The organism is Streptomyces sp. NPDC059256 (genome assembly GCF_042753785.1).
GTDB lineage: Bacteria > Actinomycetota > Actinomycetes > Streptomycetales > Streptomycetaceae > Streptomyces.
In genome coordinates this window covers 41,012-58,368 of sequence record NZ_JBHYZO010000034.1, presented here as the reverse complement: position 1 = coordinate 58,368, position 17,357 = coordinate 41,012, and the positions used below count along the sequence as shown (strand labels likewise).

General features: G+C 69.1%; 16 protein-coding genes. 14 read left to right on the top strand and 2 right to left on the bottom strand.

The genetic code is table 11. The features are described 5' to 3' along the window. Positions 1-209: 209 nt before the first annotated feature. From ACFXJL_RS33710 to ACFXJL_RS33685, 6 genes are all read left to right on the top strand, one after another. On the top strand, positions 210-752 hold the full coding sequence (locus tag ACFXJL_RS33710) for a MarR family winged helix-turn-helix transcriptional regulator (RefSeq protein WP_384643881.1): 543 nt from the start codon (positions 210-212) through the stop codon (positions 750-752). Between the two features lie 79 nt (positions 753-831). Further along, on the top strand, positions 832-2,382 hold the full coding sequence (locus tag ACFXJL_RS33705; RefSeq protein WP_384699068.1) for an LLM class flavin-dependent oxidoreductase: 1,551 nt from the start codon (positions 832-834) through the stop codon (positions 2,380-2,382). A gap of 86 nt (positions 2,383-2,468) precedes the next feature. Continuing rightward, positions 2,469-3,296 (top strand): hypothetical protein, encoded by an 828-nt coding sequence (locus ACFXJL_RS33700; RefSeq protein WP_384699065.1) that lies wholly within the window; start codon positions 2,469-2,471, stop codon positions 3,294-3,296. Positions 3,297-3,469: 173 nt separating this feature from the next. Further along, positions 3,470-4,438 carry an alpha/beta hydrolase gene (locus tag ACFXJL_RS33695; RefSeq protein ID WP_384699062.1) on the top strand — a complete coding sequence of 323 codons (969 nt, stop codon included), beginning with the start codon at positions 3,470-3,472 and terminating at the stop codon, positions 4,436-4,438. 181 nt (positions 4,439-4,619) lie between these two features. Continuing rightward, positions 4,620-5,741, top strand: a complete 1,122-nt coding sequence (locus ACFXJL_RS33690; protein WP_384699059.1) for a PP2C family protein-serine/threonine phosphatase — start codon at positions 4,620-4,622, stop codon at positions 5,739-5,741. Positions 5,742-6,427: 686 nt separating this feature from the next. Then, positions 6,428-7,159 carry a helix-turn-helix domain-containing protein gene (locus tag ACFXJL_RS33685; RefSeq protein ID WP_358881866.1) on the top strand — a complete coding sequence of 244 codons (732 nt, stop codon included), beginning with the start codon at positions 6,428-6,430 and terminating at the stop codon, positions 7,157-7,159. 204 nt (positions 7,160-7,363) lie between these two features. Here the strand turns inward: ACFXJL_RS33685 and ACFXJL_RS33680 are convergent, their stop codons facing one another. Both ACFXJL_RS33680 and ACFXJL_RS33675 read right to left on the bottom strand, forming a co-directional pair. Further along, entirely contained in the window at positions 7,364-8,260 is an 897-nt protein-coding gene (locus tag ACFXJL_RS33680; RefSeq protein WP_358881867.1) for a class I SAM-dependent methyltransferase, read from the bottom strand. Positions 8,261-8,477: 217 nt separating this feature from the next. Beyond that, positions 8,478-9,752 carry an aspartate aminotransferase family protein gene (locus tag ACFXJL_RS33675; RefSeq protein WP_384699054.1) on the bottom strand — a complete coding sequence of 425 codons (1,275 nt, stop codon included), beginning with the start codon at positions 9,750-9,752 and terminating at the stop codon, positions 8,478-8,480. 329 nt (positions 9,753-10,081) lie between these two features. Here ACFXJL_RS33675 and ACFXJL_RS33670 point away from each other — a divergent pair, with 329 nt between their 5' ends. From ACFXJL_RS33670 to ACFXJL_RS33635, 8 genes are all read left to right on the top strand, one after another. Continuing rightward, complete coding sequence (locus ACFXJL_RS33670) at positions 10,082-11,125, top strand: hypothetical protein (RefSeq protein WP_384699051.1); 1,044 nt, start codon at positions 10,082-10,084, stop codon at positions 11,123-11,125. Beyond that, entirely contained in the window at positions 11,122-11,694 is a 573-nt protein-coding gene (locus tag ACFXJL_RS33665) for a hypothetical protein (RefSeq protein ID WP_384643866.1), read from the top strand. Before ACFXJL_RS33670 ends, ACFXJL_RS33665 begins: the two co-directional genes overlap by 4 nt. Then, a complete protein-coding gene (locus ACFXJL_RS33660; protein WP_384699047.1) occupies positions 11,684-12,790 on the top strand; it encodes an ATP-binding cassette domain-containing protein in 1,107 nt (368 codons plus the stop codon). The genes ACFXJL_RS33665 and ACFXJL_RS33660 overlap by 11 nt, the downstream gene beginning before the upstream one ends. Then, positions 12,783-13,565, top strand: a complete 783-nt coding sequence (locus ACFXJL_RS33655) for an ABC transporter permease (protein WP_358881872.1) — start codon at positions 12,783-12,785, stop codon at positions 13,563-13,565. Before ACFXJL_RS33660 ends, ACFXJL_RS33655 begins: the two co-directional genes overlap by 8 nt. 101 nt (positions 13,566-13,666) lie before the next feature. Continuing rightward, a complete protein-coding gene (locus tag ACFXJL_RS33650) occupies positions 13,667-14,323 on the top strand; it encodes an HAD family hydrolase (RefSeq protein WP_358881873.1) in 657 nt (218 codons plus the stop codon). A gap of 372 nt (positions 14,324-14,695) precedes the next feature. Next, positions 14,696-15,865, top strand: a complete 1,170-nt coding sequence (locus ACFXJL_RS33645; RefSeq protein WP_384699043.1) for an acyl-CoA dehydrogenase family protein — start codon at positions 14,696-14,698, stop codon at positions 15,863-15,865. A 33-nt stretch (positions 15,866-15,898) separates the two neighbouring features. Then, positions 15,899-16,342, top strand: coding sequence for a type II toxin-antitoxin system RatA family toxin (locus ACFXJL_RS33640; protein WP_384643858.1), 444 nt, complete (start codon positions 15,899-15,901; stop codon positions 16,340-16,342). Further along, complete coding sequence (locus ACFXJL_RS33635; protein ID WP_384699040.1) at positions 16,339-17,355, top strand: NAD-dependent epimerase/dehydratase family protein; 1,017 nt, start codon at positions 16,339-16,341, stop codon at positions 17,353-17,355. Before ACFXJL_RS33640 ends, ACFXJL_RS33635 begins: the two co-directional genes overlap by 4 nt. The last annotated feature ends 2 nt before the right edge of the window (positions 17,356-17,357 follow it).

The window sequence follows — 17,357 nt, the reverse complement described above, 5'->3', positions numbered from 1 at the left end:
CCAAGTACCACGCCTACTCCATCCTCGAAGCCCTCCGCCTCGAATACGGCATGGTCTCCGGCTTCGAAAAGCTCATCATCCCCACCGGAGAGTGACCACAGCAGTACAGGGAGTACGGATTCGGGCCCGGCAGGCTGATGGCCGGGCCCGTCCCGCAACGGAGGGACTCCGAATATAATTCGTTGTGAAACAAACCTTTTGGAGAGGCCATGAGCCTGAAGTCCCATGAGGCGCGTCCGGCCGCGATCCCCGAGGTCGGCGCCGCCCATTCAGAAACATCGAGAGAAGCCTCCCCGTCCCGTCCGCTGAACCGCACCGAGCGGGCGGTCTGGCTCGGACTCCTCTCCACCCACATGCGACTACTGCGCACCCTCGACCAGGAGCTGGTCGCCGCCGAGCGCCTTCCCATGTCGTCCTTCGAAGTGCTGCTGACACTCGCCGAAGCCCCCGGGGGGCATCTGCGGATGAAGGACATCGCCGCCTCCCTGCTCATCAGCCGGAGCGGGCTCACCCGCATCGTCGACGACCTGGAACGACAGGGCTTCGTCGAACGGCGCAAGTGCTCGTCCGATGCCCGCGGATTCGACGCCGTCCTCACCGACGCCGGGACCAAGGCGTACCGGCGCGGGCGGAAGGTGCACCTCACCCACCTCCGGCGCGAGTTCCTCGACAAGCTCACCCCGGAGCAGCTCACGGCCATGGCCGAGATCTGGGAGACCGCCGGCTTCGACGAACACGCCAACGACTGCTGATCGGAGCCCGCCGCACCGGCGGGCTTCCCCTCCCGGCTGCCTCCGGCAGCCGGCTGCTCACGGAAAGCACCACACCTACATGACCGACTACGGACACGACCTACGGTTCGGGGCATTCCTCACGCCGACGGCGGACGGGCACGACGATCTCGTACGGCTGGCCGTCCTGTCGGACCAGATCGGGCTGGACCTCATCGGCGTCCAGGACCACCCCTACCAGCCGGCGTTCTTGGACACCTGGACCCTGCTGACCCATCTGGCGGCCCGGACCGAGCGGGTCTCCCTGTTCCCCCACGTCGCGAACCTGCCCCTGCGTCCACCTGCGGTCCTCGCCCGCTCGGTCGCGACCCTGGACATCCTCAGCGGCGGCCGGGCGGAGCTCGGCATCGGAGCCGGCGCCTTCTGGGACGCGATCGCCTCTCTCGGCGGACCCCGCCGCACACCGGGGGAAGCCGTCGACGCCCTGGAGGAGGCCATCACGATCATCCGGGCGATGTGGACACCGGGCGCCGGCGCTGACTTCGCCGGTCGTCACTACTCCTTGGACGGTGCCCGCCCCGGCCCCTTTCCTGCGCATCCCATCGGGATCTGGATCGGTTCGTACAAGAAGCGGATGCTGGAGCTCACCGGACGGCTCGGCGACGGCTGGCTCCCCTCTTCGGCATATGCGCCCCCGGCCGCCCTGGCAGCGATGACCCGTACCATCGACGACGCCGCCCGGGCCGCGGAGCGCGACCCCGCCGACGTCCGACGGATCTACACCGTCACGGGGCGCTTCTCCCGCCTCGCATCGGACGGCTTCCTCACCGGGCCGCCCGAACAGTGGGCACGCCAGTTGACCGACCTCACCCTCACCCATGGGATAAGCGGCTTCGTACTGGCTCCCTCCAGCCCTGACACCGATCGTGAGCTGCGAGTATTCGCCGAGGAAGTGGCCCCGCTGGTCCGTGCCTCGGTGAGCGCCGCGCGGGGGGAGCCCTCCCCCGCAGACCCCGAGAACGCGCGTCCGCGTACGGCTCTCACCGCGACCGGCACCGACCAGGACGCGCAGGCTCCGGCGCCCGAGCACTTCGACCTCTGGTCCGCCGACCCCCTCGACGAGGCGACCCGGCCCCGCGCCCCCAAGCAGCAGTCGACGGGGGCCTCCCACCCCGGCAGCACCGGCACTCGACTCGTACGCATCCATGACAACCTGCGCCAGGAGATGCGGCAGATCAGGGATGCAGTGGCCCAGGTGGCGGCCGGTCAGCAGGACGCGGCCTCGGCCCGCTCGATGATCAACAGCCTCACCCTGCGGCAGAACTACTGGACCCTCGGATCCTTCTGCACCGCCTACAGCCGGACCCTCACGACACATCACACCATCGAGGACCAGTACATGTTTCCCGAGCTCCGGGAGAAGCAGCAGTCACTGGGCCCGGTGGTGGAGCGGCTGGAGCAGGAGCACGAGGTCATCGCCGAAGCCCTGGCCCGGCTGGACGCGGCGCTGGTCGTCCTCGTCCAGGACGACGGCCACATGGGCGAGGTACAGGACATCGCCCGTGTCCTGGACCGCATCCTCCTCTCCCACCTCGACTACGAGGAGGCGGAGTTGGTGGAGCCGTTGGACCGACTGCGCATCAACGTCTGAGGCGTTCATCGCATGCGCCGCGCGGAAACCGGATCCGGTGGATGCGCTCTGGTCAGGCGGCGGAACATGCTCTATGTCTTGTCGTCATGGATGCTGTCGCATGGCTCGTGTGGAGTACGGTTGCGCTTCTGGTGCTCGTGAACCTCGGCATCGGCGGACTGGCCCTGTGGAGTTACCGTTCCGGCCGGCGCGTGACCCAACGACTGCTGGCCACGGACGAGTTGGACGTGTACCACGCGACCTGGCTGTCCGGTCCGGGGTATGGCAGCTCCGCGCAGTGGAGCAGGAGGGACACCGGGGCCGAGGTGGCGCTGCGGTCGTTGATCGCCGACGGGCTCGTACGGCTCGACACCGATGCGGGGATCGTGCCGCACGAGGAGACCGCACCGCGGACCGCACCGCAGACTGCGACGCCCCCGGAGCATCCCATCACCCATGAGGCATGGCGGTTCACCCGCGCGGCGTGGTCCGATGCCCGGCCGGTGACGGTGAAGGCGCTCATCGCCGATCCTGCGTTCACCTCGGTGTGCACGTCCCATGCGGAGCGGCTCGCCGGACAGCTGCCGGCGTACCGCACCGGGTATGCCGACCTCCGCGACCGCACGCTCTTCGGCGCAGGGCTGATCGGCGCCGGATGGATCACGCTCAACACCTGCTTCCTCCTGGTGCACACCGTCTTCCTGGGTGAGTCCGATGCCCCGCCCCATGAGGACCCCGAGCTCCTCATGGGGGTGATGACGGCGACGCTGGGCACCGCGGTGCTCTCCCTGGTGCTCCTGGTGCCGTTGCACTTCGCCATCTGGAACGGCTGGCAGGATCGATGGCCCCAGCAGTTGCGCAGGCACTGCCAGACCCTGCTCCGGCAGGAGTCCCGTGACTGGGTGCCGCTCATGCAGATCCCGCGCGGCAACTGATCCCACCCGGTGAGGAACCGGGTCAGCCCAGGCCGGGGGAGCACGGTGGCAGGTTGGAACACCGCGTTCCCAGGGTGGGCGAGGCGAGGTGGCGGCCGTGCGGGGTTGATGGGTGAATGGAGCGGTGGCCCTGGCCTGGGCCTTCCAGCGGTGTGCTCGTGGAGGGATCGAAGATGGCTGCTGATGCGCCCGTCACCCCGGTGCTGGAGGAGGCCGCGGCGGAGTTCGCCGCCGCCACCGCAAATCCGCCGTACCTGTTCGACCTCGGGCCGACCGAGGGGCGCAAAGCCGTCGACGAGGTCCAGTCGAGCGACATCGCCAAGCCCCCGGTGGACGAGGAGTGGATCACGGTCCAGGGCGGCCCGACCGGCTCGGTCAGGGCCCGCATCGTCAAGCCCGTGGGGGCGAGGGGCCCGCTGCCGGTGATCATCTACATCCATGGAGCAGGGTGGGTCTTCGGCAACGCCCACACCCATGACCGCCTCGTGCGCGACCTCGTGGTGGGCACGGACGCCGCCGTCGTCTTCCCCGAGTACGACCTCTCCCCCGAAGCCAGGTACCCGACCGCTATCGAGCAGAACTACGCCGTCGCCCGCTGGGTCGCCACCGACGGCGCCACCAAGGGGCTCGACCCGAGCCGCATCGCGGTGGCGGGCGACTCCGTGGGCGGAAACATGAGCATCGCACTGACCCTGATGGCCAAGGATCGCGGCGATGTTCCCCTACGCCATCAGGTCCTCTTCTATCCGGTCACCGACGCCGCCTTCAACACCTCCTCCTACCACCAGTTCGCCACGGGGTACTTTCTGCGCCGCGACGCCATGCAGTGGTTCTGGGACCAGTACACGAACGATCCCGCCCACCGGAACCAGATCACCGCCTCCCCACTGCGGGCCAGCACCGAGCAGTTGACCGGTCTGCCACCGGCACTCGTCATCACCGCCGAGGCCGATGTGCTGCGCGATGAGGGCGAGGCGTACGCCCGTAGGCTCCGGCAGGCGGGCGTACCGGTCACAGCCGTGCGCTACCAGGGCGTCATCCACGACTTCGTCATGCTCAACGCCCTCCATGACACACAGGCGGCCCGGGCCGCGGTCGCCCAGGCCACCGCCGTCCTACGCGCTGCGCTGGACACCGCGTAGGAGGGTCGTCGAGCAGACGCGCCGGGGTCCGAACTCACTCAGCAACCGGACGCCGTCGTCGGTGGGAGCCGATGAGCAGGCACTTCATGGGTCCGGGGCAGGGCGGGACCGTTCCTGCCCCCACCAGTCCATTGGCCTAGCGTCCGTTTCACCCACGGGGTCGGCAGGGCACAGCCACAGGGTGAAGGGCTCCTACCGTGTCGTTCGGCAACTGCCCGTGCTGCTCATCGTGGTGGGCGTGGTCATCGTGCTCACCACACCGCCGCAGTTCACCGCCATACCCCTGTTCGCCGCGGCGCCGCTGGTGGCCGCGCCGTTCTACTCGTTCAAGGGCACCCTGTGGACCGGTGTGACGTCGACCCTAGCGGTGGCGGCACTGCACGCCCAGGAACGGACGGTGTACGAGGTTCAGGCGTTCACGGAGGAGTTCACCCTGCTGACCGTTTCCGCGCTGGGGCTCGCCATCAATGTGACGATGCGGCACGGTGGTGAGCAGTTGGCGTCCGCCCGCGAGATCGCCCAGGCCGCGCAGCGTGCCGTGCTGCCCTCCCCCGCGAAGGAGGTCGACGGTCTCCTGGTGGCGGCGAGGTACCAGGCCGCGGTGACCGATGCCCTGGTCGGGGGCGACTTCTTCGCGGTGCAGAAGACTCGCTGTGGCGCCCGGGCGGTCGTCGGGGACGTGCGCGGGAAGGGGCTCGGTGCGGTCGGTATGGTCGCGGTGGCCGTGGGGACCTTCCGTGAGGCGTCCGAACGGGAAGACCGTCTTGAGGCGGTGGCGGACTGGCTGGACGGCGCACTGGCGCGGGAAGCGGAGCGCCAGGGCGGTGAGGAGGCGGGCGAGTCGTTCGCCACGGCGGTCCTGGCCGAGATCCCGCATCGAGGGGGTGTCGTACGCCTGATCAACCGGGGCCATCCCGCCCCGCTGCTGCTCACGCCCGGCGGCGACCCCGAGTCACTGCCCCCCGATAAGTACGCTCTTCCGCTGGGGATGTCGGGGGTCGTGGGTGAGCCCTTTCCGGCGCAGGAGTATGTGATCCCGCGGGATGCGACGCTGTTGCTGTACACCGATGGGCTGACGGAGGCGCGTGATGCCAACGGTGTCTTCTACGATCCGGCCGTCGAGTTGGTGGGGAAGACGTTCAGCGATCCGCACCTCCTGTTGGACTGGGTGGTGAACGATGTGTTGCGTCATACCGATGGCCATGTCACCGATGACATGGCCCTGCTCGCGCTGACCTACGTCGCACCCCCTGCCAAGGAAAGCGGCAGGCATGATGAGCACAACGGACGCGGCAGCGTGTGACCGGTCGGTCGGCCGAAAATCTCGCCCGAGGACACACCAGCGGCGATCCCACCATCTCGTAGCTCAGCAGGAGTGGGCCTGAGGCACGCCCCTTCGGCTGCAACCGTCCGAGCTGGGAACGCCTGCAAGCCGGCCGGTGTGCCCTGGGGAGCTGCCCCCGCCCCAGACCGTTCGCCCCACAGGGGCTTTCGCGCTGTAGGGGAAGTATGATCAACCGATCCACACGACAGTTCAGCCACGAAAAATGGCCGATTCCCCATCGGTGGACCTTATAGCCTGCCACTCGGTCCTCAACGGGAAATCCCAACCATCACACCGTCGTGCACCTAGGACGTCTCTCCCACCTCAAACCCGGATCAATTGATCGACTAGGGTTTGGCTGGATGTCTGCGTCGGCTTTCATTCCGCCGGGAACGGCACTGCTAAAGTCTCCTTTCTGTCCAGCTGTCCGGTTGTTGACCGCGCTGGGAGTGAACGGGGGATTCAGTGAGGATCATAAAACGTGCCTCAGAACGTCCCGCATCGCTTTCCAGTGCCCTTCTGCGATAACTGCTATTAGCAGATTTAACTCTCTCGTCCGCAGTCTTGAGGCACACACGATCCGAACTGCACAGATGCCCTGTCTCAAGAGTCAGTTGTGCAGCCATCCCACACGCCTCCCCCAGTCCCCTTCGGAGGAGATGCCTTTGTCCGTCCAGACGCAGTCATCCCGCTCCATGCTCGCCCGCGGTCTGAGCATTCTGCGCTGTTTTCGATCAGGTGAACCGGAACTCCCACTGTCCGAAATAGCCCGCAGGGCCGACATGCCCAAAGCCACTGCCCACCGGATCATTGCGGAACTCCTTGAGGAAGGGATGCTGGAGCGCGGCGAGAAAGGGCTTCGCCTCGGTGTGGCCCTATTCGTCCTCGGCGCACGAGTTCCCCGTCAGATCAAACTCCGAGATCTCACCTTCCCCTACACCGAAAAGCTCCACCGACTCACCCACGGAAGCACGTTCGTCTTCATCTCCGATCTCTTCGGACCGGACGCGGCGCTGGTGGACGCGGTACGCCGCGTCTACGGCCCGGGGGCCGGGCCTGACGCCGAAGCGGAGAACCGCGCCTCGGCCCTGGCCGCGACCGGCATCTTCCATGCGTACGGAGGAAACGGGGCCTTCCCACCACGAGGCGTACCAGCAGCGGTGGAGGACCGGGCCCGAGTCCTGGCACAGGGCTTCGCCGTCGTCCGCGGTGCCACCGGAGCCGTCGGAATCGCGGCACCCTTGCTGACCGCGCCGAGCACAGCCGTCGGGGCGCTGGCCGTCGCGGGACCCGTGGACCGGCTGCAACCGGCACGGGTTGCAGCACATCTACGGGCGGCGTGTGCCGCGGTGTCACGCGTACTCCAAGGCACACCGGAGTTGGTACCGGTGTGGTGAACCGCCCCCAGTAGCCTCCCGAACGGCCTGCCAACGCCGCGTCGGGCCCGGCCGGGCACGAAACCATCGTGCCCCCGAAGCCGGCAGAGAGCCCTGGGGCGGCCAGGGCGAGCCCGCCCGCACGAGCCCACGGGGCTCGCTCCAGTTCCGCGGTGTCGTACGTCCCGCGGCATCCACCGTTCTCCCGTCGTGGATGCGACGGCCTCACCCCCGTCGCGCCGTCCACAGTGAGGGCAGCAGCCGTCCCGCCAGATACTCTTCACGCGCGGCCGTGAGAGTACGTCGGATGAGGTCCACCGACTCATCCCCGTAGATCCCGGCGACGCTCCCCCGGAAGATCCGCACCACCTTGAGCCGCTCCGCGAGCAGTGTCTCCGCCCAGGTCCCCAGATCGTGCCGCACCACGTCGACGAACCCCGCTCGCTCCAACTGACGCTGACGTTCGGCGACGGGTGTGGTGAAGAAGACGCCGTGTGGATGGCTCGCGCGGAACGCCTCCGACGGGCCGTCAGCACCGGGGGTGAGACTCACCTCCTCGGTGAGAACGAGGAGTCCCGCCGGACGCAGCAGCCTTGCGGCCTCGCGCACGACCTCACCGGGCTCGGGGAAGTGCGGCATCGATCCCGTCACCACCACGGCGTCCAGTGAATCCTCGGGCAGGGGGACGGAGGTGGCGCAGGCGCAGATCTCCGTCAGCTCGGCCCGCCCCTGTGAACGGCTGATGCGTCGACTGACCGCACAGTGCTCGGCGACGAGATCAACGCCGTACGCACGCCGGACGGTCATTCCCCCCGCGGTGAGCCGGTCGACCAGATAGCGCAGGGCGCCGCCGAAGCCACTGCCCAGCTCGCACAGCTCCACGGGTGCGCCGGCGAAGACGGTCTCGGCCCTGGTGCTCATGGCCTCGACGACCAGATCGCAACCTTGCGGTCCGAAGTGCCCCATCTGATCGAGACCGAGCAGTCCACTGGGCCCCGAGTCTCCGGTGAACTCGACGATGGACCGTTCGGTGCGCTCCCAGTCGTGGAGTGCGGGAAACAGCTCCCGGTGGTAGCGGTACTGCGCTTCGGCTCCGGGCGTCGCCCCGGCTGAGGTGGTCAACGTGGCCGCCCCTCGGTATGGGCGGCCTCGCCGGGTGGCACCGACCGATCGGGGGCCTTCGGCCGGGTCACGGCGGGAGCGGGTGACGGCACCACGGCGTTGGCGCGGGTTTGCGGGGCGTTGGCGTGGGTTGCAGCCTGCGGTTTCACAGTGTTCGACACGGTGCTGCTCCTCGGTACGGACGGTCACGGCTGATGGGTGCGGGCGCGGGTACCGCTCATGGCGGTGCCGGAGCAGGGTGCCGGAACTCATCGGGTACGGCGGCACAGACGGCGTCCAGTACGGCGAGCGCCTCCGCGACCTCCGCGTCCGTTGCGACCAGCGGTGGGAGCAGCCGCAGCACTTCCGGCTGGCCCAGGCACGGGGAGACCAGCAAGCCGTGGCGGCCCAACTCCAACAGGACGTCACCGGCGACGGCTGGATGGGCGAACTCGATGCCCCACAGCAGTCCCCGCCCGCGTACGTCGGCGATCAGCTGCGGGTGGCGGCGGGCGAGGTGTGCGAGTCCCGTGCTGAGCAGTGCGGCAAGGTGCTCACCCCGCCCCGCCAGCGCTTCCACGGCGACGAGCGCCGCCGTTCCCGCCGCCGCGCCCAGCGGATGCCCGGAGAAGGTGGTGGTGTGCACGAACGGATCGGCGGTCAAGGGGGCGTGGAACTGCTCGGTGGCCACCACGGCGGACACCGGACACACCCCGCCGCCGAGCGCCTTGCCGAGGAGTACGGCGTCGGGACGCAATCCGATGTCGGTACTGACCAGGGGCGGGCCGCATCTGCGCAGTCCGGTTTGGATCTCGTCGACGATCACGAAGGCGCCGTGCTCGTGTGCGGCGGACGCCAGTGCACGGAGGAATCCGGTGTCCAGCGGGCGGACTCCGCCCTCTCCTTGGACCGGCTCGACGAGGACCGCGGCCACCTCTTCGGTGGCGAAGGCTCCGGGAATCGCCGACGGGTCCGCGGCGATATGGGTCACTCCGCCCAGCAGCGGTTCGAGCGAGTGGTGTCGGTAGCGCGCGTTCCAGGTCGCGGCGAGGGCTCCGAGTGACTTGCCGTGGTAGGCGCCTTCGACGGCGATGACTCGGGTCCGGCCGGTGGCGAGGCGGGCGAGTTTGAGGGCCGCTTCGACGGCATCGGAGCCGTTCAGCCCGAGCCACACCTTCGTCAGCCGCTCCGGATCGACGTACGCGGCCAGTGCGGCGGCGAAGTGGGCGGTGGTGCCGTTGCCGAGGACCCGGGTGGAGACCGGCATCGCGTCCAACTCGGCGCGCACCGCGACGACGACGGCGGGGTGGCGTTGTCCGAGCAGTGTCACGGCATAGCTACCGAAGTCGAGCGCGCCTCGGCCGTCGGAGAGCGTGAGGCGGGTTCCCCGTCCGTTCGATTCGATCGCACCGGAGCCGTTCATGCCGTAGACGAGGGCCAGTTGGGGCGAGAGGTGTCTGCGGATGGCGTCGAGTGCACCGCGGGCGGTACCGGGTCCGACGGTTGCGGTCATCGATCCCCTCCTCTCCTTCTGCCTGCCGGCCCGGCTCCGCCGTGAGCCGAGCCGCACGGACCACAGACCGCCCCGACCGCCCGACCATCTGACCGCCACCCGTGCGGGTGCGGATCGTCCGGAGGCTGTTGCGGGGAGACTCTGCGGTCAGCCTTGAGACGATGTGTAGCCCTCCGCCCGCACCGACGAAAGGTCGCGTTCCGGCTGCCGGAACGTTCGTTGATCTGGGACGCGGCGCTTGGGAAGCTGCCCAGGGTGTCGAGGTCGCGGGTCGCCGAGGGGAGTGGGCCGCACCGTCGCCACCGTCATCGGGAGGTGTACCGACCGCCATGGAGACCACGTCAGCGAGAACCGCCCTGTTCCCGGAATCCGACCTGCTGGAAAGACGTCTCGACGCATTCTTGGAACAACGTGGAATGGACCGGGACGCGGTGCGCAAGGAGATCGACCAGGGTCTGGGCAGTCCCGCGCTCGCGGTCGTCGCCGGATCGGTGCTGGCCGGGTTCGGCAACCACCGCAGCGATCTGGATCTGCTCGTGCTGGTGGAGAACGACCGACTCACTCGTTTTCCCATCCAGTCCCACGAACACGGCACTCTGATCGACATCAATGTGCGCCGGGCGAGCGCCGTCCGGGAGAGCACGGCGGAGCTCACCGCCGAGCCCTGGCCCCGGTTCGCGGGCGTCAGTGAAAGTGCCTGGAACCACCGCCGCCGGGCGATCAACACCGTGAGCAGGCTTGCACTGGGACTGCCGCTGGTGGTCTCACCGCCGTGGGACGACTGGCTCACGAAGGCGCGGGGCCCCTGGCTCGCGGAGGTCGTGGAGCAGTGGTGGACGGTGGAGGCGCAACGGCTCGCGCTGGCAGCCCGTTGGTTGCTCGAAGCCCGGCCCATGGCCGCGGCCGTACGGGGTCGGGAGGCCGTCGTCGCCGCGCTCAACGCACGGACGGCTGCGGCCGGTGAGCTGTACTTCACCGAGAAGTGGGTGGGTGAGAAGCTCAAGCTGCGCAACGACGCCGAGGGGCTCGCCGTGCTCCACGAGGTGTTGGAGCCGCCGCTCGCGCCCCGGGAGCGGGTGGCCCGCTGTCTCGCCCTCGTCGAGCAGCTCGCCGCCGTGGACGCACCCCTGCACGCTGTGCTGCGCTGGGCGACGGGCACCGGCCAGACCGTGCTGGACGACCGGACCGTGGTGGACCGTTGGCAACTGCGCGCCGTGGAGACCTTCCACCAGGATCTGCCGGAACCGGGGTCCGACGACGTCATCTGGTCGGGGCCCGTGGGAGACCTCCCTCCCGACGATGTGCTGCCGCTGTTCGTCCACGACATGGTGTGGCTCGGTGTCGCCCACCCGGCCCAGGAGGTGTCCCCGTGACGAGCGCCCGTACGCCCAGCGCCCCCGACTCCACTGCGAGCGGACCGGAGCAGACCGACCTCCATCTGGCGGACCTGCGACGGCTCCTCGCGTTCCGCGCACACGGGGCGGCGCGTCTCCTGCTGCGGTGTCGGGCTCGTTTGGAGGACATCGAAGGGGCCGTCGCGGCGGGTCAGACCGAAGTCGCCGTACTGATGGCCTATGACCTGGTGCAGTCCTCGCTTTCGGTTCGCGGTCTGCGCACCGAGGGCGAAGTGAGCATCGGAGGCGACCAGGTGAGTTTTGATCCCTTCGCCGGGGTCCCGGCAACGGATGTCGAGGCGGGCCTGCTCCTCGCGGCCGAGGGCCGCGAAGCGGTGGGAGACCACGGTGAACAGTGGTTGGAGCGGCTGCGTGAGCATCTGCGGGACACGGAGGCGCTCCTCGGCTACGGCGAGCCCCTGCCCGATGTCCGCTCCGCCAGCGGGCTGATGAAGGGATTCAAACTGGCCCGCACCTGGCAGCCGCACCTGCTGCGCGTCGGCCTGCCCGATCTGCTGCCGGACGCCTGGACGCGCCGTGCCGACTGACGTGGCGGGAACTCGCGCGGAGCCGGTCCGTGCGCTGTCCCTGCGCGGGGTGAGCAAACGGTACGGAACGACGACCGCGCTCGACGAAGTGGACCTCGACATCGCCGAAGGCGAGATCGTCGGCCTCCTCGGGCACAACGGGGCGGGAAAGACGACCCTGATGTCCCTCGTGGCGGGGCTCCTGCGCCCGGACGCGGGAGAGATCGAGGTCCTCGGTGTCTCACCGGCCCGCGATCGTCGCCGGGCCCGTCGAGGACTGGGGCTCGCCCCACAGGAACTGGGGGTCTACCCACCGCTGACCGTGCGGCACAACCTCCGGTTCTTCGCCGAACTGGCCGGCCTGCGCGGAAAGGAGGTGCGGCGCCGAACCGAAGAGGTCGCGGAGCCGCTCGGACTGACCTCCCTGCTGGAGCGCCGCGTCTCCCAGCTCTCGGGCGGCGAGCAGCGGCGGGTCCACACCGCCATGGCCCTGCTCCATCGGCCGAAGCTGCTCTTGCTGGACGAACCCACGGCCGGCGTGGACGTGGAGACTCGGGCGCGGCTCATCGCCTTCGTCCGTGAGATGGCCGCGACCGGTACCGCCGTCTGCTACTCCACGCACTATCTCGCCGAGGTGGAGGCGCTCGATGCGAGTGTGGCCGTACTGGACCATGGACGCATGATCGCCCGCGGCCCGCTCAAGGAGTTGGTGCGCCGTCACGGCGACAGCGCCGTGGAACTGACGTTCACCGGTGAGCCGCCCGAGCTGAGCCTGCCGTGGCCGGTGACCCGTACGGCCGATGCGCTGCGCGTCCATGTCGAGCATCCACAACTCGCGGCGCCCGATGTGCTCGCCGCCCTGGGGGAGGCGGCCTTGCGGCTGGTCAATCTACGGGTGGTCCAACCGAGTCTGGAGAGCGTCTTCCTCCGGCTGACGGGACGCCGGTACGCCGGGGAGTCCACGGACGCCGCTCCGTCCGGGTCGAACCCGTGGGGAGCCGCCGAGGCTACGGTGGGGGAAACGGCAGAGCTCGACCCGAAGGGCGGTTCGGACGACGGTTCCGTACCGCTCTCCGACGGCCGGGCAGTCGCCCACAGGGCGGGGCATCATGGGTGACGGGTCGCTGGGACGGATCTTCGCGCTGGTGCGCCATGACGCCAGACTCATGGTGCGCGATCCGGCGCCTTTGATCGTGCGAACCATCATGCCGCTGCTCATCATGGGCTTTATGCAGCCGCTGTTCCGGGTGGCCCTGCGCGCCGAGGGCGTGCACGACGCCAATGGAGCCGAACAGGCCGTGCCCGGGATGGCCGTGATGTTTCTGTTCCTCCTCGTCAACGTCGTCGGATTCGCGATGTTCCGGGAGCACGGCTGGAACACCTGGGACCGATTGAGGGCGGGACCCGCGCGGCCGTTCGAGTTGGTGGCCGGTCGGGTCGTGGTGCCACTGGTGGTCGCACTGCTCCAACTCGCCGTGGTCTTCGCCGCCGGCGGGCTGCTCTTCGGGCTGCGGGTGCGCGGCTCGTACCTCGGGCTGGTGGTGGTCGGCGTACCGCTGGCGCTGTGCGTCGTCATGCTCGGCATGGCCCTGGTGGCACTGTGCCGTACCGTTTCCCAACTCCTCGTCTTCGCCAACCTTGCCGCGTTGTTCTTCGCCGGACTCGGCGGCGCGCTGACTCCGCACTCCGCACTCCCGGAGTGGGCACTTCCGATCGCTCCTGCGGTACCGAGCTACTGGGCGATGCGTGGATTCTCCACGGTGGTGCTGGATGGCGGTGGCGTCCGCTCGGTGCTGCTGCCTGCGAGCCTGCTGTGTCTGTTCGCCATCGGGCTCACCGCCGTGACCCTGGCCTTCTTCCGCACCGACCATCGCAAGGTCTCCTGGTCCTGAGCGGTGCGGCGCCGCCGTCCGAGAGCACGTGCCGCACTGCGACATGACGACACATCGGCCCGGCCGTGCACAGCGGCCCTCGCTCAGCAGAAGGGTGCGCCATGCCCGCAGCCGTGGTCTTCGACTGCTTCGACACGCTCGTGACGTCCCACCGGCCCTTTCCGACCCCCGAGGAGTTCACCGCCTCTCTGGTCGATGTGTTGACCATCGACGAGGGGCGAGCGAACGCCGTGGTCGGCACGGTGTTCGGTGCCGTGTACGCGGCGATGTCGGACAGGTCCGCACTCCAGCCATCGACACTCGGTCTGCTGGACACCGCCCTGCGCGAGCATGGCGTCCTACGGGAGCGGGTCGCGTTGGAACGGGCGCTGTGGTACGCGCTCGGTTGCGCGGACCCCGACCGGTACGCCCTGTGCGAGCCTGCGGCGACGGCCATGATCCGAGTCGCCGAGGCCGGGCACTCGGTCCGGGTGCTGTCCAACTGCTATCTACCGGGGACGCTGATGCGTCGGCTGTTGAACGGGCTGAAGGTGCCCGAGGTCTACGACCGGGTGCTGTTCACCGCGGACGGCGGCCCGAAGAAGCCGGACCCCCGCGCCTTCCACCTCATCGGAGCGGGCGAGTTCGAACGGCGCGTGATGGTAGGAGACTCCGAGGCCGACGACATCGCTCCGGCCGCGGCCCTCGGATGGGACACCGTACTCATCGATCCCGATCGCCCTGATCTGACCGAACTCATGTCACTCCTGGAACTCTGAGGCAGCGCTGTCCCAACACCGCGTGCTGCACGCGATCCGGTGTTCCGCACAAAGAAACACCGGCTGATTCCTGTCCCGGAACTACCTAGGGTTTCCCCGACACCGTCGGACGCCTGCGTCCAGGTACTCCACCCCTCTGTCCTCGTCGTTCACCCCGCGCCCGTCCGCGCCGTGCAGAAGGAGTCACCTCATGCAGTCCCTCGCCACCGGCCTGTGTCGCACCAGCCCGACCGCGGTCACAACGCGGTGCACGGGGACTCACCGGTGGCCCGCGCGGTGTGCGCCGAAGCCGCATGCATCGTGCTCGGGGGTGCCCGTACGGAGACGGAGAGCGGGCCCGGTCGCGCGCTGTCGGGCCGGAGGGGGGCGGGCATGACGGTGGCCGATGAGCAGGCGGCGGGCCCGGGCGAGGACGGCGACGCCCCGCACCGGGTGCTCCTGGACTCGGGCTGGAGCACGGCGTGGCAACCCGGCGCCGTGGCCGAGGCGCACACCGGTGCGGACCGCATCCGTGCACTCGCGGCGAGTGGATACGCGGCCCTGCCGATCCCTGCGGACTTCGGCGGCGGGGGTGCGGGCCTGGTGGAAGTCGCCTCGGCCCAACGCGCGTTGGGCATGGTCGACCCCTCGGCCGCTATCGCGTTGAACATGCACGCCTTCACGGTGGGGTTGATGACCGACTACTGGAAGCGGCACCGGGACACGAGTTGGATGCTGCTGGAGGGGATCGCCCGGTCCGGCGCGCTGGTGGCGTCCGCGTTCGCCGAGCCTGGCGGTAGCCCCAACTTCCTGAGCAGTCGCTCCGAAGCCGTTCAGACCCCCAAGGGCTACCGGGTGTCGGGGGTGAAGTACCCCTGTTCGCTCGCCTCCACGGCCACCCTGGTGTGTCTGACGGCCCGGGTCACGGGGACCGACGAGACGATCCTCGCCCTGTGTCCCAGCAGCTCCCCCGGCCTCACGGTCGAGGGGGAATGGCCATCGCTCGGGATGAGGCAGTCCGACACGGCCAAACTCGTCCTGCACGACGTCGAGCTGGACGACCGGCTCGTCTTCCACCGCGGCCCGGCGGACGTCATCGACGACAACCTCATCTCCGGGATGGTCTGGTTCGCGGTGCTGCTGAGCGCCACGTACCACGGGGTCCTCAGCGGGCTGTTGGACCTCGCCCACCGCGGTGTGGTGCGCGCCGACGCCCATGGGCCGAGAACCGCCCTCCTCGGTCGCGCCACCCGGGAACTACTGACGCTCGGCGGTGCCTGCCGTCAACTCGGGGCCGATGTCGAATCCGGGGCGATCGCCGGCCGGGCAGCGCTGGCGGCGGCGGTTGGGCTGCGGGCCACGCTCAGCGACACGCGCGATCGAGTGTTGAGTGCTGTCACCCCGGTCCTCGGCAGCCGACTGTACGGACGGGGCCAACGGGCGGCAGACCTCCTGGTCGATTCACTTGCCGTCCATCACCATCCACCGTCGCTCCTGATGTGCGACGAGGTCGTCGGTGCGTTCTGTACGGGACGTGAGATCAGCTTCGATCCGGCCGGCTGAGCCGCCCGGCCGTCCCTGCCAAAGGAGAGAGCCATGCCCCACGTCGAAGTCAATCTGCCGATCGATGCCCCCGTGAGTGATGCCTGGCGGGCTGTCACCCGGCTGGAGGACTACGCCGACTACATGGAGAACGTCGAATCGGTGACCGTGCGCGGACAGACCGATGCCGGCGCACGCGTCAGCGAATGGTCGGTCCTCCTCAAGGGCTCCGTACTGGAGTGGGTCGAGGAGGACGAGTTGGACGAGGCGACACGCACCATGACGTTCACCCAGGTCTCCGGCGACCTCGACGAGTTCCGTGGGTACTGGCGGGTCGAGGACGGTGGGAGGGGAACCTCCGTGGTCACCTTCTCGGTCGACTTCGAGATCGGCATCCCGTTGCTGGCCGACATGCTCAACCCCGTCGCCGCCAAGGCCCTGCGGGAGAACTCCGAGCACATGCTCCGGGCCATCGAGCGGCGGATCACGGTCTCGTGACAGCGCCCGCGCGCATTCTGGTGACCGGCGCCACCGGCGCGGTGGGCAGTGCCGTGCAACGCGCACTGGACGCAGCGGGACACGACACGTACAGCGTCAGCCGCCGCGGTGGGACAGGGGCGCGCCAGTACGCGTGGCAGATCGGGCAGGAGGCGGCGCCCGACGCGTTGCGCGGCCCGTGGCCCGTCGTGGTGCACTGCGCCGCCGACACCCGTTGGAACCTCCCCACCGAGCGGGCGGCGGAGGCGAACATCACCCCGCTGCGGGCCCTGTTGTCGACCATCGGACCCGAGACCCACTTCATCCATCTGTCCTCCTCGTACGTGACCGGTCTGAACGGCACGTCCGACTCGTCCGCGCCCGACGCCTACCGCAACTCCTACGAGTGGTCGAAGGCCGCGGCCGAACGACTGGTGCGTGCCGAACGGGAGAGCGCGGACATCGTGCGGTTCCCCATCGTGATAGGAGCCAGGTCCGACGGCCGGCTGGATCGCTACAGCGGGTTCTTCTGGCTGCCCTCGTCGCTGTGCAGCGGGGCGGTGCCCGCTCTGGTGGCGGAGGGAAAGGCGCTGTTGGACATGGTCAGCACCGACGATGTGGCCGATCACATCGTCCGCACCGTCGCGGGTGGGCCCCCTTCGGACCACCGGCTGGCTGTACTGGGGCGCGGCGATCGGGCCCAACGGGTCGACGAGGTCTTCGACACCATCCTCGACGCCCTCAACTCCTGGCGCGCCGAGGCGGGTGTGCCGCGCTTGGACCATCTGCCCTATGTGACTCCCGACCAGTGGAATCGCTTCTACCTGCCCTTCGCCGAGCAGTATCTGGACCGTGCGCAACTGGTGCGGGTCACCGCCTTTCGCGCGTATCAGGGCTACCTCTCGGTCACCGAGCCGTTCGCGGTCACCGACCAGGTGGCGGACACCGCACAGGTGCTGCATCGGTCCATACGGCGGTGGGCCGATGTGCACGGCGCATCGGCCCGCCGAGTTCCCCGACCGTGGGGAGCCTGAGG

What these genes read in the sequence shown, in the direction of transcription:
- ACFXJL_RS33700 (WP_384699065.1), top strand. Translation starts at nt 2,469, where the DNA reads ATGGATGCTGTCGCATGGCTCGTGTGGAGTACGGTTGCGCTTCTGGTG.
- ACFXJL_RS33695 (WP_384699062.1), top strand. Translation starts at nt 3,470, where the DNA reads ATGGCTGCTGATGCGCCCGTCACCCCGGTGCTGGAGGAGGCCGCGGCG.
- ACFXJL_RS33655 (WP_358881872.1), top strand. Translation starts at nt 12,783, where the DNA reads ATGGGTGACGGGTCGCTGGGACGGATCTTCGCGCTGGTGCGCCATGAC.
- ACFXJL_RS33705 (WP_384699068.1), top strand. Translation starts at nt 832, where the DNA reads ATGACCGACTACGGACACGACCTACGGTTCGGGGCATTCCTCACGCCG.
- ACFXJL_RS33650 (WP_358881873.1), top strand. Translation starts at nt 13,667, where the DNA reads ATGCCCGCAGCCGTGGTCTTCGACTGCTTCGACACGCTCGTGACGTCC.
- ACFXJL_RS33675 (WP_384699054.1), bottom strand. Translation starts at nt 9,752, where the DNA reads ATGACCGCAACCGTCGGACCCGGTACCGCCCGCGGTGCACTCGACGCC.
- ACFXJL_RS33645 (WP_384699043.1), top strand. Translation starts at nt 14,696, where the DNA reads ATGACGGTGGCCGATGAGCAGGCGGCGGGCCCGGGCGAGGACGGCGAC.
- ACFXJL_RS33640 (WP_384643858.1), top strand. Translation starts at nt 15,899, where the DNA reads ATGCCCCACGTCGAAGTCAATCTGCCGATCGATGCCCCCGTGAGTGAT.
- ACFXJL_RS33670 (WP_384699051.1), top strand. Translation starts at nt 10,082, where the DNA reads ATGGAGACCACGTCAGCGAGAACCGCCCTGTTCCCGGAATCCGACCTG.
- ACFXJL_RS33710 (WP_384643881.1), top strand. Translation starts at nt 210, where the DNA reads ATGAGCCTGAAGTCCCATGAGGCGCGTCCGGCCGCGATCCCCGAGGTC.